The sequence below is a fragment of the Phycisphaeraceae bacterium genome, from assembly GCA_015709595.1.
Lineage (GTDB): Bacteria > Planctomycetota > Phycisphaerae > Phycisphaerales > SM1A02 > CAADGA01.
The window spans coordinates 1,539,160-1,555,033 of the sequence record CP054178.1; the positions used below are offsets into that span (position 1 = coordinate 1,539,160).

Genomic DNA, 15,874 nt, shown 5'->3' on the forward strand with positions numbered 1-15,874 from the left:
TCTATCGGCAGATTCCGCGCGTTTCGATGGCGAAACGGGCGCGCCGTCCGGCCGCCCCGACTCACCGCTCCACGGTGGTGAGCAGGTCGATCCGACGGGGCTGAATGACCATCAGCCGCAGACCGCCGTCGTAGGACTTGTCGCCCACGATGCCGACCAGCTGATCGATCATGCCCACGTAGTCGAACCGTCCGTCCGGCTGCAGGTAGGCGATGGTCCGCCCGGACGCGGGGTCGGTCAGCCGCAGCAGCCGGGGCAGCCGCGAGCCATCGTAAATGAGCGACGCGGCGACGCGGCCCACCGCGGTGTAGTCCGCCGCCAGATCGAAGGCCAGGCGGGCGGCCTTGGCGTCCTCTGACGTCATCTGCGCGCGGGCGCGGACCCGGTCGAGGTTGAGAATCTGCTGCTGAATCTCCAGCCGCGCATCGAGCAGCTCCACCTTCGCCCTGGCGATCGCCTTGTGACGATCCGAGGCCTCAGGCGACTCGATGATGGCGAGATACCGCTGCCGGAGCGGCTCGATCTCCGCCTCGCGGATGGGGGCCTTCTTCATGGCCTCGTAAGCGGCCTCCACGTCGTCGAATGTGACCTGAGCGATCGTCTTGGCCGGCGGCTGGGGCGCGGCGGGTTTCGACGCCTCCTCCGGCCTGGCCAGCGGATCGTTGGCCACGGGCGGGGTCGCCGCGCCGCTTCCAGCGCCGGTCGCTCCGTCGTCGGCCTGACCGTCCGTGTTCGTGCCGGTCGCGGGGGGTTCCGCGGGCCTGGCGTCCGTCGGCTTGTCTGATGCGGCGCCGGCGGGCGGGTTGCTGGTGGTCGAGGTGGATTGCGACGCGCCGCCGCCCGCGGGGATGGTGAGCGTGATGCTCTGCTGGTTGGGCTTGACGGCCGTCGGTTCCGCGTTGCCTGGTGCTCCGCTCCCTGCCGGGTTGGGCTGGGACGACGCGCCGCCAGCCGGGGGCGTGCTGGTCGTCGTGCCGCCCGCGGGTGGATTGGCGGCGGGACGACCGCCGGCGGGCTGATTCGCGGGCGTCGTCGGCGTCGCGGGATTCGCGGGCGTCGTCGGCGTCGCGGGATTCGCGGGATTCGCCGCGGGGGCGGTTTCGCGCGCCACGCGCTCCTTCCACGCGGCCACATCCTCCGCCGTCGCCTTGCGCAGATATGCCGTCGAAATCCAGCCCGAGGCGCTCTCGGGCATGGCGATCTTGAGGAACGTTCCCTGGTCGCCCGTCGCCGTGCCCAGCACGCGGACGCGCGTTTCCGGCTCCAGCCGGACCAGCCACTTCCAGCTGGAGTCGGGCGAACCCTCGCGGAGCAGGTTGGGAGCGATCACCTCGACGGTGCCCAGCGTCAGTCCGCTGGCGCCGTCGGCGCTCACTCGCACCTCGTCGGCCTTCACGTAGGCGTAGAAGCTTCGGAAGGCGTGACCCTCGGTGCGGATGCGCGCCCAGCCGAAGCGCTCGCCCATCACCGTGACCACGTCGCCCTTGTGAATCTTGCCGAAGGGATAGTACGTGTCGCCCGCGCCGGAGCGCACGTTGAGATCATCGCCCGTGACCACCGCCTGGTACGCGGACGCCTCGCCATCCTGACCGCGGGCGGCGAGGGGCGTGCTCGCGCACAGCAACGCGGACAGCAGCACACTCAGGGCACGTCGATGCGGCACGCGTGTCGTGAACATGGCAAGGACTCCTTTCCTGCGCGACGACCGATGAAAAGATGGTGCGTCAGTGTAGCACGTTACCCGGTGGGAATGGAAGAGGATGCAGTTGACAGCCGATGCACGCGCCCCCGGGTCCGGGACGTATCATGCACGCGGCCATGCGCTCTCCCCTGCCCGGCTCGATTCTCGCCTCAGCCGCGCTGTCCCGATCGGGTCGGGGACGCACTGTCGAGGGCGATTTTCCCTGCCGCTCCTGCGGGTACAACCTGCGCGGTCTGCCTTACGGAAGCCGCTGCCCGGAGTGCGGGCTTCCCATGCGGGAGAACGAACGCTGGACCAGCGGGAGCTTCCTGCCGCGACTGAACATCCTGCTGCCGCCCGAGCGCGGGGCGAGACGGCGGCTGGAGATCGGCTTCCTGCTCGCGGCGGCGGCCATGATCATCATGCTCGTGGTCGGCTTCATCCGCGGTCTACCGGTGCAGACGCTCGGCGCGGGGCACGCTTCGATCATCCTGACCGTCGCCAATGGTCTGTGGCTCGGAGCGGTCCTGCTTCTGACGCCACGGACGTTGACCGACTACGGCAGGCGGTTCAAGTTCGCCCGCTGGTTCGTGCGGGGGTCTGCGGTGGCGTGGATCGTGGCCCACGGCGCCGCGCTGCTGGTGGTCTACGGCCCGACCAACCTGCCCGGCGAGTGGGTCTTTCACGTGACGTGGTACCTTGGACGCTTCCTCGGTACGGCGGGGATGCTGGTCTTCTTCCTGATTCTGAGCGTCGCTTCGTGGGACGCCGACCGCGATGACGTGGGCCGGCGCCTGATGACGGTCTTCTGGGGCGTACTGTGCTTCGGTGCGATCATGCTGCTGGCCCCGCGCGGGCTGCTGGGCGTCTCGGCCATGGGGCCGGTCGTGGTCGGGCTGTTCGCGCCCTTCGCGCTGGCGTGGGCCATCTTCATGGGCGTGGGCGTGTGGTGCATGCTCACGCTGCACGGCACGGTGCGCTGGGTGACGACCGGCGCCCAGGGTCTGGCCGGCCGACCCGAGCGCATCAAGTCCACGCGTGAGGAGATCGACCGGCAGGTGAAGGCGTCGATCCGCCCGTGGCCGGGGGATTGATGGATGAAACACGAAGAGCCGCAGAGAACCACAGAGAGAGGCGGGAGAGCGTATTCAGCGTCGTCGTCCGTATTTCAACATGTTCTCACGCACACGGTCTTCGCCTCGGTGAAGAACTTCAGCGCCTCCTCGCCGCCCTCGCGTCCCACGCCGCTCGCCTTGACCCCGCCGAAGGGCACGCGCAGGTCGCGCAGCAGCCAGCAGTTGATCCACACGGTGCCGCTCTCCAGCCGCGCCGCCACGCGGTGGGCCTTGCTCACATCCCGCGTCCACACGCTGGCGCTCAGGCCATACTTCGTGCCGTTGGCCATGGCGACCACCTCATCCTCCGAGTCGAAGGGGATGATCGAGACGACCGGGCCGAAGATCTCCTCCTGATTCGTGCGGCAGGCGTGCGAAAGCCCGGCGACCACCGTCGGCTCGATGAACCACCCGCCCCGGCAGCGGTCGGACCCGGCGGGCATGACGGCCCGGCCGCCGCACAGGATCGTGCCGCCTTCCCGGCGGGCGAGTTCGATGTACGCGAGAATCTTGTCGAAGTGGGCCTTCGAGACGATGGCGCCAACATCCACGTCGTCGGTGAGCGGGTCGCCGACTTTCATGGCCTTGGTGCGCTCCACGAAGTCGCGTGTGAATCGGTCGAGGATGGAGCGTTGCACGAACAGGCGCGAACCGCACAGGCAGATTTCGCCCTGGTTCATGAAGGCGGCCCGCACGCTGGTCGTCAGCGCCTCGTCATACGCGGCGTCGTCGAAGACGATGGTGGGGTTCTTGCCGCCCAGTTCGAGTGAAAGCCGCTTGAACATGGGCCCGGCGGTGCGTGCGATCCACTCGCCCGTGGCCGTGCCGCCCGTGAAGGAGAGGGTCGGCACGTCCGGGTGCGAGACGAGGGCCGCACCGGCCTTGGCGCCCAGTCCGTGGACGATGTTGAGCACGCCGGGCGGCAGGCCCGCCTCGATGGCGAGCTGCGAGAGCAGGAAGGCCGTCATGGGCGTGACTTCGCTGGGCTTGGCGACCACGGTGTTGCCCGTGGCCAGCGCCGGGGCGACCTTCCACGTGAACAGGTAGAGCGGCAGGTTCCACGGCGAGATGCACCCCGCCACGCCCCGCGGACTTCGCGTGACGTAGTTGAGGGCGCGCGAGGCCATCACGCCGCTTTCGGTGGTGTAGCAGGGCGATTCGGTGTGCAGGATTGCGCCCGCGAAGAACCGCAGGTTGCTCGCGGCGCGGGGGATGTCCACGGTCCGCGACAGGGCCAGCGGTTTGCCGTTGTCGATGGTCTCGGCGCGCGCCAGCCGCTCGAGGTTGGCGTCAATCAGGTCGGCCAGCCGGAGTATGAGCCGGGCGCGCTCGGCGGCGGGCGCGGCGCTCCACCCCGGAAAGGCGCGTTTCGCGGCCTGCACGGCGGCATCGACGTCGCGCTCGTCCGAGTCCGCAACGCGCGAGTAGACCAGCCCCGTGGCGGGCTCGGGATTGTCAAGCCACGACCCACCCGCGGGGTCCGCCAGCCGTCCGTTGATGAGGTTTTGAAGATTCAACACGAGAGGTGATTTGAAACACGGAGGGCCACGGAGGGCCGCGGAGGTGAAAGAAGCAGTCAGAGAACTCGGCGGATGAGACCGTCTCGGAGCCGGAGTTCGTTGAAGTTCAGCAGCAGACCGACGGATTTGCCTGAAAGGCGGAGGTAGGTCAGCAGCTGCGCTTCGTGAATCGGCTGGACTTTTTCGACGGCCTTGAGTTCAACCACGACAGCATCCTCCACCAGCAGGTCGATACGAAACCCCGCATCCAGAAGCACGGCATCATAACGCACCGGCACATCGACCTGTCGAGCGAACCGCAGCCCTTCCTTGGCCAACTCGTGCGCCAGGCACACTTCGTACACGGATTCCAGAAGCCCCGGCCCCAGCGCGCGATGCACGCGGATTGCACAAGCGATGATCCGTTCAGTGATTGCCTCGTGAAGCAACGCCATGACCTGCTCCTCAAGATTCGACTGCAAACTTGGCGGCCTCGCGCTCTCACCGTTTCTCTCTCTTGCTTCCCTCTCCGCGGCCCTCCGTGGCCCTCCGTGTTTCAAGACCCTACTGCGTCGCCAGGCGGCCGCCGTCCACTGGCAGGTTCACGCCGTTGAGGTACGACGCCTCGGGGGAGCAGAGAAACGCCACGACATTGGCCACCTCCTCCGGGGCGGCGAAGCGGCGTGTGGGAATCTGCGCCGCGGAGCGCTCCACCACGTCCTCGTAGGTGGTCGCCTCGCGCGAGGCGCGGCCCTGCAGCAGCGTGCGCAGCCGCGCGGTGTCGGTGAAGCCGGGGAGCACGTTGTTCACGGTGATGCCGAACGGCCCGAGTTCGTCAGCCAGCGTGCGTCCCCAGTTGGCCACCGCGCCGCGGATGGTGTTGGACACGCCCAGCCCCTTGATGGGCATGATGACCGACGTGGAGATGATGTTGACGATGCGCCCGTAGCCCGCCTGGCGCATGCCCGGCGCGACCGCCTGCACCAGCGACTGGCCGCACGCGATGTGCATGGTGAAGGCGTCCAGGTACTCCTCCACCTTCGCCTCGATGGCCTTGCCGGCGGGCGGGCCGCCGGTGTTGTTGATGAGGATGTGGATCGGACCGTGCGTGAGCGCGTGCGCCATCGCCGCCTGTCGCACGCCCTGCCAGTCCCTGAAGTCCGCGCACAGGGTGTCGTGCGGTTGGCCGTGTTCACGCGGGAGTTGCTGACGGGTGAGTTCCAGCGCCTCGGCGTGACGGGCGATGAGCGTGACCGTCGCGCCCGCTCCCGCCAGCGCCATGGCGCAGGCCCTGCCGATGCCCTGCGTCGAGCCGCACACGTACGCACGCTTGTTCACCAGTTGCATGGGTTCTCCTTGGCGGGTCTTTCCGGACGGACGTTGTCAGTCCGACGAAACGACGCCCCGCGCCTCGTCCGGTTTCGTCGCGGGGTCAAGGGATGGTCAATGGCGGCCGGGCGAGCGGTGCGCCAGAATCCGCAGTGAGTTGGCCACGACCACCAGCGTCGAGCCCTCGTGTCCCAGCACGCCGATCCACAGGGGAATGTCGCCGATCACCGTCAGCGTGGCCAGCACCGCGATCACGCCCATGGCGAAGAACAGGTTGGCCAGCATGACGCGCCGCACCCGCCTCGCCAGCGAGATGGACCAGGGGATGCGGTCCAGGTCGTCGTGCAGCAGCACCACGTCCGCGGCTTCGAGGGCGGCGTCGGCCCCCACGCCGCCCATCGCCAGCCCCACGTCGGCCACCGCGAGGGCGGGGGCGTCGTTCACGCCGTCGCCGATGACTGCCAGCCCCCCCACTTCCCGGTGCTCGGCGCGGAGTCGGCGGATCTGCTCCACCTTGTCCTCGGGCATCAGTTCGGCGCGCACGTCGGTGATGCCCAGCTGCGCCGCCAGGCGCTCGGCGATGATCCGCGCGTCGCCGGTGAGCATGGTGACGCTCTCCACCCCCGCCGCGGCCAGGTCGCGCGTCAGGTGCTCGGCGCCCACGCGCGGGGTGTCGGCGAGGGTGAGCACGATGGCGTCGCCCTGGTGGGCGATGACGATGGCCTTGGCCCCGGTTTCGAGGATGCGCGACACCACCTCGCGCGTGTGCCCGCGGAAGCACACGTCGATCAGCTCCTCGCAGAAGTCGAGGTTCCCGATGCGGACGCGCTCGCCCTGGAACACGCCCTCCACGCCGCGTCCCGGCACGTCGGTGAGCGAGGCGAGCTCCCGCGGGTGAAGCTGTCTCTGCTGCGCCAGCCGCACCACGGCGGCGGCGATGGGGTGGGTGGAGCGCTGCTCGGCGGCGTAGGCGATGGAGAGGAGCGACTCGACATCACCCGCCGCGATGGGGGTGACGCGCGTCACCTCGATCTGCCCGGTGGTGAGCGTGCCGGTCTTGTCCAGGGCGACGCGGCGGACGCGCGAGAGCCGCTCGAGCGCGTCGCCTCCCTTGATGAGCACGCCGGACCTCGCCGCGCGCGACAGCCCGCACAGGGTGGCGGTGGGCGTGGAGATGACCAGCGCGCAGGGGCTGGCCACCACCAGCAGCGTGATGGCGCGGTACAGGGCGTCGGTGAACGAGTCGCCCCCCAGCAGCATGAACCCCCCATGCGCCAGCCCCGCCAGGATGAACACCGTCACGGTGTAGGGGGTGGAGAAGCGGTCGATCACGCGCTGCAGCGGCTGGCGGCGCTCCTGGGCCTCCAGCACCAGTTCGAGAATGCGGTGGATGCTTGATTCCTGCACCGGGCGCGTCACGCGCACCTCGATGGCCCCGTGCCGGTTGATGGTGCCGGCAAACACGCCGTCATCCACCTTCACGCTGCGAGGCATCGACTCGCCGGTCAGGGATGACTGGTCCACCTCGGTGTGCCCGTCGGTGACGACGCCGTCGGCGGGAATCGTCTCGCCGGGACGGACGAGCACGACATCGCCGGCGTGCAGTTCCTCCGGCTCGATGGGCTGCCAGGCGTCGCCGCGCTTCACCAGGGCGTTCTTGGGCATGAGCTTGTTCAGCCGCGACACCGCGTCGCGGGCCTTGTTCATGGCCCGGTGCTCCAGCCCGCCCGCGAGCGTGAACATGAAGAGGAGCAGGGCGCCTTCCTCCGGGTGGCCGATGCCCGCCGAGAGGAACGCGCCGACCACCATGAGCACATCAATGTCGGGCCTGAAGGCGCGCAGCGACTCGAGCGCCGCGCGCACGCCATGCACCGAGCCGAGCGCGAGGGACCCATACACCAGCCCCAGCCCGACCTGACCCAGCGCGGGGCTTGGCTCGGCGGCGAATTCCCAGAGCAGGAATCCGACCAGCAGCGTGATGCCGCACCAGATCGCCAGCGGCAACTGGCTGGCGTCGCTGACCCACCAGGCCAGGCCGCTGGGTCGGGCTGTCTTTCGAGGTTCACCCGATTCGCGCGATGTCGCCGGGGCGGCTTGCCCATCCGTCCGGCTGGAGAGGTCGAGTGGTGTGTGCATCGTCCGATTAGCGTAGCGCGAAGCGGGACGGAGCCCGGCGACGACGGGATCGCCTCACCGCCCCACCGGGCGCCCATCCGGCCCCAGCGAGGGCGGCAGGTCGGTCCAGGCGCGCAGGTTGACTTCGATGCGGCCGGGGTCGGGTCGCCACGGAACCGCCGGGTTGGGGGCGGTCTCCACCCCCCCGCTGTCGCCGTGCGTGCGCAGGAAGCCGATGCCCACGCCCCGGTCGGTTGAGGCGATCAGCCACGGATCGGGCAGCACCACGCGACAGAACCAGCGATCGCCGAGCGAGCGACGATGCACCTCCATCGCATCCTCGTGTCCGCCCGCCCAGAGCCGGTACCACCCGACTTCCGGCACGGTGATCGCCGCCACCGGGTTCTCCGATGGTCCGATCAGGATGGTGACGGCCTCCACGCCTCGAGTATCCAGCGGACCCGAGGCCCGGTTGAGCAGCACCGCCTGTCCCGGCGGACCCCCGGGGCGGAAGCATTCCACGAAGACCTCCCATCGCCCGTCAGCGCGGCGGATGGCCACGTTGGTGGACCATTCCGGCTCGGCGGGGAGCAGGTTGTTCGCGTTCACTTCCGCCAGGGTGAGTGGGGGTTGGAACGGACCCATCAGCAGACCGGGAGGCGTGGCCTCGAACACCCGCGGACGGATGGCGAAGCGGCGCTTCGATCGACCGGAGTCGATCTCCAGCAGCGGTTGAATGGTCCGCCGCGCTCCCAGCGGACCGGCGGGGGGCGGCGCCGGTCGATCGACGAATACCCGCGTCAGCACGCCCGGAGGCAGTTCCACGGCGGTGGGGATCTCGGCGGCGTCGCGCTGGGCGTCGCCCCACACCCAGCGGAAGCGCACCACCCGCTCCACTCGACCGGCGTTGGTCATGGCCAGACGCACCTGGTCGCCCTCGTCGCCGTCGGGCCAGAAGAGCACCATTTCGTGTCCGTCCACCCAGCCGTTGGCCTCCGCCGGTAGGGAGGAATCGGGTCGTGAGAAGTCCAGCAGCACGCGCAGCAGGGCCGAGAGTTCGAGCCCGTCGGTCACCCAGGCGGCGAAGGGCATGCCCCGATCCTCGCAGATGGCGGTCAACTGCTCGCGGCAGGCGCGAGCGGCGCTGACGCTGCGCGACGCCAGACGCCCCAGCGCCAGCAGCCACAGGTCGGCGTGGTATCGCGCCACCAGCATCTGCGCCTCGTCCCCGGCGGGCGGGGGCGGGGGAACCCGCAGTTTCGAGGCCAGCAGCACCCATCGCCAGTACTCGAAGGGATTGTCGGGATCGGGCCGATGCGGCGCCGTGAAGCGGTCGAGCGGCGGACCCGAGGCGTCGATCGGACCGTCGTCAAACGGGTCGTGCGGGATCGTCCGCCACGTCGGGTTGAGCGTCACGCCCAGCACCCGCACCGTGCCACCGGCGTCCGCCGGAACCCGCGCCACCAGGTGCGGCCGGCCCAGGCCGAGCGACGAATCGTCGGTCGGTTCGATCGCCCGAACGTTGAGCCAGGTGGGCGGGGTGGTCCAGTGCAGATCGCGCGGTCGATCGCTGGCGTAGAGCCAGATGACCTGCCCCGTTACATCGCCCCCCTGCTGATAGCGCACCGACAGCGTGCGCGGCCAGTTGTCGCCGTGCCTCTCCGCGTCCAGAGGCAGGAACAGCGCGCCCCCCGGCGCCAGCACCGGGTCGGCGATGGCGGGATCAAGACGCACGCCCTGTACCGAATCCCCCCGGGCCATCGGTGCATCCGACAGGGTCCACACGACCAGCGCCGTCACCACGATCCGCATCACGCGAGTGAAGGCGCGGCATCGGGCGGCCGACAACAGCAGGAGCGGCGGGTGTTCCGTCGTCATGGGTGGGGTCTTGGAGTCGCTGAAAGAACCTCGGGCCGTTCGCCAAGGAGTAGACGAGGCCGCGAGGCACGCGGGCGCGGAACATGGTACACCCCCGCCCCGGTCGGGAGAATCCGCTCATGGTGCGAATCGAAAGCAGCGGCGACGTGACCTTTGAACTGCACGACCCCGGCGCCCGCCAGGTGCTGCTGGTCGGCGCCTTCGACTCGTGGCACGAGCAGCGCCTGCCCATGCGGCGCGACGAGCGAGGCACATGGCGACTGACGGTGCAGGCCGGACCCGGCTGCCACCTCTTCCGCTACCTGATCGACGGCCGTCGCTGGCGGCTGGATGAGGCGGCGCATGGCGTTCATCGCACCGCCGATGGACAGGTCAAGAGCCGATGCTGGCGTCCGCCTCTTACGCAGGATCCCGACGCGATCGCGGCGTGAAGCAAGAGGAGCGGAAGAGCAGGACGGGCTGTCGGGCGTGCCCGCTGTGCCGCACGGCATATGCCGGGTGTGCCACGGCTCTGTGAGCCGTGCGAGCGCCAGGTGTGCCACGGCTCTGTGAGCCGTGCGAGCGCCAGGTGTGCCACGGCTCTGTGAGCCGTGCGAGCGTTCCGGAGCGATCCGTCGCACGGCCGACACGGCCGTGGCACGCAGTCGAACGCCGCACGCTCGTGGCGCGCGAGCGGCTCACTCCACCCCGTAGGGCTCGACCGTGCCGTTGACCTCCAGCACCACGGGCGAGGCGGGGCGAAGACGGGCGCGCTGGCGACGGATCAGTGATTCGCGTGACGCGGCCCGCACGGCGGGCATGGGCGTCAGGCGATCCGCCGCGATGATCCCGGATGCGTTCGCCGCCGGATGACCGGCGCGCTGGCGTTTCACCATCTCGGCGATGGCGGGCAGGGCCTCGATGACCCGAAGCGTGCCGTCGAAGTCCTCCACCACCGCGGTGCAGTTTTCGATCCAGTCGCCGCAGTTGTAGTAGGTGAAGCCCTCCTCCACGCGCTCCTCCGGCTTGTGAATGTGCCCGCAGATGACCCCCTGCAACCCCCGGCGGCGGGCTTCCTGCATCAGGGCGTCCTCGAAGCGGCTGATGTAGGTGCAGGCGGACTTCACGCGACCCTTCACGTACTGCGCCAGCGACCAGTACGGCTTGCCGCGCCACCGGCGCACCGCGTTGTACACGCGGTTGAGGCGGATGAGCCACTCATACGCCATGCTGCCGGCCATCGACACCAGCCGCGAGTGACGCACCACCAGGTCGAACTGATCCCCGTGAATGACAAGAAACCGCCGGTGGTCGGCGGTTTCATGCACGGCCTGATCCGCGATGCGGACCCCGCCCAGCTGCATGCCCAGGTATTCGCGCACCGCCTCGTCGTGATTGCCGGGAATGAAGACGACCTGAGCGCCATCCTGAATCAGCCGCAGCACCTGCTGCAGCACCTCGTGATGCTCCACCGGCCAGTAGACGCGGGTTCGCATGCGCCACAGGTCAACCACGTCCCCCACCAGGTAGAGCGTCTCGCAGGTCAGGCAGCGCAGGAATCGAACCAGGTCGCGGGCCTGGCTCCCCCGGCTGCCGAGGTGCGTGTCGCTGATGAAGACGGTTCGGTAGTGAAGCATGTCCTGTCTCCCGGAAGCACTCAGAGCGGCACAGGTCCAGCGGCCCAGGCGTCAGTGGCCCAGGCGTCCCGCCTGTGACCCCCGCCTCTCGCAGGATTCTTCGACCACCCCTGTGCGCACCCGGACGGCATCGCGCATGGATCGCGCCACGGATGCGCTCAAACCCGGTTCAAACCCCTGGAACGGCCTCGGAGACCCTCCAAGGCGCGGTTTTCTGACCACCGGCCCATCGAGCGGCATCCAAGTCGGTGTGGAATATGGCATGATCGCGGCCCGTCCCTGTTCCGGGGGTCGAGGGGCTGGGTGCGGCTCGTGCAGGCAGGAAGGAGTCGGACGATGAAGTTGCTTCACCCGGCGTGGCTGATCGGGTTCTCGGTGCTGGCGGCATCGCCGCTGGCGATTGAGCCGTCGCAGGATGACCCCGTCTCCGTGCAGGCCGCCCCCTCGACGCCTGTGGACCCGCAGCACGCCTACATCAAGGCGCTGCTCGAGGAGATCGCGCGGCTGGAGAAGGCCCTGAGCCAGGCCCGTCACGAGCTGGCCAGCGTGAAACTGAAGAACGATCAGGCCGAACGCGAGCTGGCGGAAATCCGCCAGTTCCTGGTCGACCACCGGGAGTTCGGCGACGACTTCGCCCGCTACCGCGAGGTCAAGGCCATCACCGAGCGTGAGGAGCGCCGGCGCACCGCCGAGGAGCTGCGCCTCAAGCGCGAGGAAGAGGCCGGCCGCCGCGCCGCCGAGCGCTCGCAGGGGCGGCAACAGCGCGAGGCGGAACGGGCCGAGGAGGAAAAGCAGGAGAACTTCCGCAAGGCCGGATTCCAGCCGCTGGGGCTGGAAACCTACCTGGGACGCGTGGGGTTCTTCTATCACACCGAGCGGTCCACCGGGGCTCGCGTGGAGTACGAGCCCATCATCGGGCACTTCCTCGAGCCGGTGGAGCGATCGCGCATCGACTTCTCCCGCATGACCATCTCCGGCAGCGTGCTCAACAACTCGGACGAGGTGCGCAACATCGGGGTGGCCATTGCGTTCTTCGACCGCCGGGGCAACCAGGTGGGCGCCGCGACGGTGCAGATCAACAACGCCAGGCCCAACGTCCCCTACCCCTTCACCACCGTGGTGGACATGGCCCTGGACGGCCCGTTCGCCAAGTCGTCGAGCTGGGTGCTCTACGCCGACCCGGTTCCGCCCGCGGGCGGATGACCGCGACGCGACGACGGTCGCGTCATCCCTGCACGCTGATCGACTGCTTGGGCGGGGGCGCGGCGGCGGCCTGCGCCGCGGCGCTCTGGGCCGCGCCCTTCGCCTCGCGGGCCAGCTGCTCCATCAGCATCACCCAGGTTTCGCGCTCGAACTCCAGCAGCCGGAGCACCTCGTCCACGATGCCGGCGTCGCGCTGACGGCTGGCGTCGAGCAGGCGCGTATACATGAAGGTATACAGCGCGGCGAGTTTCTCGCACAGGTCCGGGTCGTGCTCGGGCCGCAGCGAGTTGATCAGCTCCATCAGGATCGCCTGGCAGCGCGTGATCCCCTCGAATGACTTTTCGTAGTCCTTCCCGATCAGTCCTTCCCGTCCGAGGCGGGCGAAGCGGATGGCGCCGTCGAAGAGCATCAGCCGCAGCTCCTCCTGGCTGGCGGTGAGCACCTTGGTGCGCAGGTACGGGTTGGGGCCGCCGTCGCGCCTGGCGCCGCCGGGGGACGATGAACTGGATGCGTTCTGAGGCGTCATGCTGAGGGTCGTCGGCTGTTTCGCGGTGGTCCATCAGTCCGATCATCGTGACTCATCGCCGCGACCCGCTCAGCGAGGCGTTGAGCACCGCGCTCTGGAGCGCGGTGAGCGAGTTCTGCTGCGCCTGCAGGGACGCCAGCGCGGTCTCCATGGCGGTGAACTGTCGCTGCAACTGGGCCCGACGACGATCGAGCCGGGCGTCGAATTGCTCCAGCCGGCGGGTGTTGAGCTCGATGGCCCGCGTGAACCCGTTGTCCGCCGTCTTGAGCGTGCCGTCCACCGAGTCGGTCAGCCGGGTGAGCAGCTGCGCGAACTTCTCCGCCACGCCCAGCGAGGTGAACGTCTCCACCGTGTTGCCGGTGCTGACGCCTCCCTCCAGCGTCTCGGTCTCGGTGGACTTCTGGTAGGCGCTGAGCAGGTTCTCGACGGCGGCGGGATCGGCGGCGTAGGCGTCGCGGAAGCGGCCCTCGTCCAGCGTGATCGTGCCGTCCTTGCCGGGGCGGATGCCGATCTGCGCCAGCGACTGATACTGCGTGCCCACGCCGGTGGGGCGCGACTGCAGCGTGCGGTACATGGCGTCGCGCACGCGGGCCACGGTGCCGTTGCCCAGCAGCACGCCCCGGCGCTCGGTCTTGGGGTCGTACTTGTCGTACTCGTTGATGCGCCCGATCACGTCGTTGAAGGTGGTGACCAGCTGCTTGACCGCGGCGACGACCTGCTCGGTGTCGCGCGTGACGGAAAGCGTGACGGGCGTCTCGCTGGACGCCTTCAGGTCGATGGACACCTTGTTCACCACGTTGGAGAGCGTGTTGCTGGCGCCGGTGATGAGCACCGCGCTGGCCGGATCGCTCGAACCGAAGAACACGCGTGCGTCGCGTCCCTTCGAGAGCGAGGTGACGCCCAGCTCCGCCCCCGCCGCGTCCACGCTCAGTTCGCCACGGGCGCCCGCGATGCCCGACGTGAACGACAGCCGGAAGGGCGCTCCGCCCGAGCCGGTGTTGATGATCGACGCGCTCACCGGAATCCCGGCGTCGTTGATCTTGGTCAGCACCTGGTCGAGCGTGTCCGTCGCGGACACCGACACGCGGCGCTCGTAGGAGCCGTCGATGAAGTTGTTCGCGTCGCCGTCGGCCGCGCTGCCGAGAATGTTGAGATCTCTGGCCGTGGTGCCGCTCACCGATTCGACCTTGATCGCCAGCGCGCCGGAGGCGCTGGTGCTTTCGATCAGCAGGCCGTCGCCGGTGTCGTTGACGCGGGCGGTGATCGCCAGCCCGCGCGAGTTGATCTCGTCGATGACGTCCTGCAGGGTGACGGAGTCGGCGTCGATATCGACCGTGGCGGTGGCGCCTTCGGCGTCCTGGATGCGGAACGATCCCTTGGCGATGCCCCGACCGTAGTTCAGTTCGCTCAGCCGCGTCGAACCCGCCACGTACTGATGCTGCAGGTTCGTGCCCCGCACTGCGGTGCTGGCTACGCCTGACCCGCCCGTGGACAGACCCAGGGCGGCGGCGGCGTCGCCCGTGATGATGAGATTGCCCGACCCGCCCGAAGTGTCTTTGGCCAGCAGGCCGCTGCCCGCGTCGTTGTACGTCAGTTCGATGTCCACTCCCGCGCCGGACGCCGCGGCGTTGATCGCGCTTACCAGGTCCGCGAACGACTCATAGGCGTCCAGTCCGTTCACGGTGACGTTGGCGCCCGAGCGGTCCTGCAGCGTGATCGACGCGGCCGACCCCAGCCCGGCGCCGCCGTTGAGGCGCGAGGTCAGCACGCTGTTGATGCCGGCCAGGATGCGTCGGCCCGCGATGGTGTCCGACGCCACGCCCGCGTTCAGCAGTCCCAGGTCGCGGGCCGTGCGCTCCCCGTTCGTGCCCGCGCCGGACACGATGAACTGGCCCGCCTGCCCGGTGTTGTCGGCGAGCTGCAGCGACACGCCGTCGGCGGCGATCGACGCAGTCACCGCGCCGCCGGTGATCTCGTTGATGCGGTCGATCACGCCCTGAATGGTGGTGACGGCGTTCTCGGTGCCGCTCCCGGTCGTCCGCTTGCCCAGCACGATATTGTGGACCGTTCCGGCGCGGTCAGTGATGCGGAAGTCCGTGGTGTTCAGGCCGCCGTTGATGAGTACGCCCGCGCCGTCATTGAGCGACGCCAGGGACGCGCCGCCGGCCAGTCGATTGATGATCGACCCGGTGATGGACGTTCCCCCGCCGTCATCGCCGGCGATGCCAAGGTCGGTGGCGGTGAAGTAGCCGGAGGCGTCGGCGATGGTGAGCGTCCCCCCGCCGCCGGAGAGGTCGGCGATGGTCAGCCGGTCGCCCGAGACCGATGCTCGCACGCGCACGCCGGCGGCGCCGTTGATGGCGTCGAGCACGTCGCCGACGTCGCCCGCCCTGGACAGGTCGATGGTGGCGGACGCACCGCTCTTGTCGGTGATGACGATCTTGCCGCGGCGCACGCCCTCGCCCCCGTTGAGCGAGGCAAGCTGGGTGGTTGCGGCCAGTTGCCCGCGCCCGAACTCGAAGGTGAGATCGGTCAGCCCCAGAGCCGTGGAGTCGCGGTCCGCGAACCCGCGTGAAAGCTGCTGGCTGGTGGAGACGAGCCGATCGACGAGGAAGGTATACGTTCCGGGCTGCGCCCCGGCGCGGGCGGCTCCGCTGAGCACGGACTCGCTCGACGATGCGGCGCGGGCGGACTGAAAGATGGAGTCTGTTCGCAGGCGCGTGGCGGCGCGGCTCATGTTCAGCAGCCGCGCGTTGATATCCAGCATGGCGGTCTGCTGCTGCTGCAGCGAGGCGATGCGTTGCTGAATGGACGCCTTGCCCCGTCCTTCGATGGCCAGCAGGCGCTCGATCAGCGTGGCGGTGTCGATGCCGCTGATAAGTCCCACGCCGGATGAGATCGAGCCCATGTCT

At 69.2% G+C, this 15,874-nt stretch carries 12 protein-coding genes; 3 read left to right on the top strand and 9 right to left on the bottom strand.

Annotated elements, in window-relative coordinates; genetic code table 11:
• Positions 1-61 precede the first annotated feature (61 nt).
• Complete coding sequence (locus HRU76_06465; GenBank protein QOJ17236.1) at positions 62-1,678, bottom strand: hypothetical protein; 1,617 nt, start codon at positions 1,676-1,678, stop codon at positions 62-64.
• Between the two features lie 140 nt (positions 1,679-1,818).
• Here HRU76_06465 and HRU76_06470 point away from each other — a divergent pair, with 140 nt between their 5' ends.
• Positions 1,819-2,775, top strand: coding sequence for a hypothetical protein (locus HRU76_06470; GenBank protein ID QOJ17237.1), 957 nt, complete (start codon positions 1,819-1,821; stop codon positions 2,773-2,775).
• Positions 2,776-2,849: 74 nt separating this feature from the next.
• Here HRU76_06470 and HRU76_06475 read toward each other — a convergent pair whose 3' ends face one another.
• The 5 genes from HRU76_06475 to HRU76_06495 all read right to left on the bottom strand — a co-directional run bounded on the left by HRU76_06475 (position 2,850) and on the right by HRU76_06495 (position 9,617).
• On the bottom strand, positions 2,850-4,316 hold the full coding sequence (locus HRU76_06475; protein QOJ17238.1) for an aldehyde dehydrogenase: 1,467 nt from the start codon (positions 4,314-4,316) through the stop codon (positions 2,850-2,852).
• A 56-nt stretch (positions 4,317-4,372) separates the two neighbouring features.
• On the bottom strand, positions 4,373-4,744 hold the full coding sequence (locus tag HRU76_06480) for a GxxExxY protein (protein QOJ19127.1): 372 nt from the start codon (positions 4,742-4,744) through the stop codon (positions 4,373-4,375).
• 115 nt (positions 4,745-4,859) lie between these two features.
• On the bottom strand, positions 4,860-5,642 hold the full coding sequence (locus tag HRU76_06485) for an SDR family oxidoreductase (GenBank protein QOJ17239.1): 783 nt from the start codon (positions 5,640-5,642) through the stop codon (positions 4,860-4,862).
• A 96-nt stretch (positions 5,643-5,738) separates the two neighbouring features.
• A complete protein-coding gene (gene cadA, locus HRU76_06490; GenBank protein QOJ17240.1) occupies positions 5,739-7,760 on the bottom strand; it encodes a cadmium-translocating P-type ATPase in 2,022 nt (673 codons plus the stop codon).
• Positions 7,761-7,814: 54 nt separating this feature from the next.
• Positions 7,815-9,617: a hypothetical protein gene (locus HRU76_06495; GenBank protein ID QOJ17241.1), complete on the bottom strand. Its 1,803-nt coding sequence runs from the start codon at positions 9,615-9,617 to the stop codon at positions 7,815-7,817.
• Between the two features lie 119 nt (positions 9,618-9,736).
• Here HRU76_06495 and HRU76_06500 point away from each other — a divergent pair, with 119 nt between their 5' ends.
• Positions 9,737-10,048 carry a hypothetical protein gene (locus tag HRU76_06500; protein QOJ17242.1) on the top strand — a complete coding sequence of 104 codons (312 nt, stop codon included), beginning with the start codon at positions 9,737-9,739 and terminating at the stop codon, positions 10,046-10,048.
• Positions 10,049-10,294: 246 nt separating this feature from the next.
• Here HRU76_06500 and HRU76_06505 read toward each other — a convergent pair whose 3' ends face one another.
• Positions 10,295-11,233: a UDP-2,3-diacylglucosamine diphosphatase gene (locus tag HRU76_06505; protein QOJ17243.1), complete on the bottom strand. Its 939-nt coding sequence runs from the start codon at positions 11,231-11,233 to the stop codon at positions 10,295-10,297.
• Positions 11,234-11,569: 336 nt separating this feature from the next.
• Between HRU76_06505 and HRU76_06510 the strand changes: the two genes are divergently transcribed.
• Positions 11,570-12,436, top strand: a complete 867-nt coding sequence (locus HRU76_06510; GenBank protein QOJ17244.1) for a hypothetical protein — start codon at positions 11,570-11,572, stop codon at positions 12,434-12,436.
• A 22-nt stretch (positions 12,437-12,458) separates the two neighbouring features.
• Here HRU76_06510 and fliS read toward each other — a convergent pair whose 3' ends face one another.
• Both fliS and fliD read right to left on the bottom strand, forming a co-directional pair.
• Positions 12,459-12,962: a flagellar export chaperone FliS gene (gene fliS, locus HRU76_06515; GenBank protein ID QOJ17245.1), complete on the bottom strand. Its 504-nt coding sequence runs from the start codon at positions 12,960-12,962 to the stop codon at positions 12,459-12,461.
• 52 nt (positions 12,963-13,014) lie between these two features.
• Positions 13,015-15,870: a flagellar filament capping protein FliD gene (gene fliD / locus HRU76_06520; GenBank protein QOJ17246.1), complete on the bottom strand. Its 2,856-nt coding sequence runs from the start codon at positions 15,868-15,870 to the stop codon at positions 13,015-13,017.
• Between the last annotated feature and the right edge of the window lie 4 nt (positions 15,871-15,874).

Bases quoted from the DNA above. Each gene is read 5' to 3' on its own strand.
- fliS (QOJ17245.1), bottom strand. From the start codon at position 12,962: ATGACGCCTCAGAACGCATCCAGTTCATCGTCCCCCGGCGGCGCCAGG.
- cadA (QOJ17240.1), bottom strand. From the start codon at position 7,760: ATGCACACACCACTCGACCTCTCCAGCCGGACGGATGGGCAAGCCGCC.
- HRU76_06495 (QOJ17241.1), bottom strand. From the start codon at position 9,617: ATGACGACGGAACACCCGCCGCTCCTGCTGTTGTCGGCCGCCCGATGC.
- HRU76_06510 (QOJ17244.1), top strand. From the start codon at position 11,570: ATGAAGTTGCTTCACCCGGCGTGGCTGATCGGGTTCTCGGTGCTGGCG.
- HRU76_06465 (QOJ17236.1), bottom strand. From the start codon at position 1,678: ATGTTCACGACACGCGTGCCGCATCGACGTGCCCTGAGTGTGCTGCTG.
- HRU76_06505 (QOJ17243.1), bottom strand. From the start codon at position 11,233: ATGCTTCACTACCGAACCGTCTTCATCAGCGACACGCACCTCGGCAGC.
- HRU76_06470 (QOJ17237.1), top strand. From the start codon at position 1,819: ATGCGCTCTCCCCTGCCCGGCTCGATTCTCGCCTCAGCCGCGCTGTCC.
- HRU76_06485 (QOJ17239.1), bottom strand. From the start codon at position 5,642: ATGCAACTGGTGAACAAGCGTGCGTACGTGTGCGGCTCGACGCAGGGC.
- fliD (QOJ17246.1), bottom strand. From the start codon at position 15,870: ATGGGCTCGATCTCATCCGGCGTGGGACTTATCAGCGGCATCGACACC.
- HRU76_06500 (QOJ17242.1), top strand. From the start codon at position 9,737: ATGGTGCGAATCGAAAGCAGCGGCGACGTGACCTTTGAACTGCACGAC.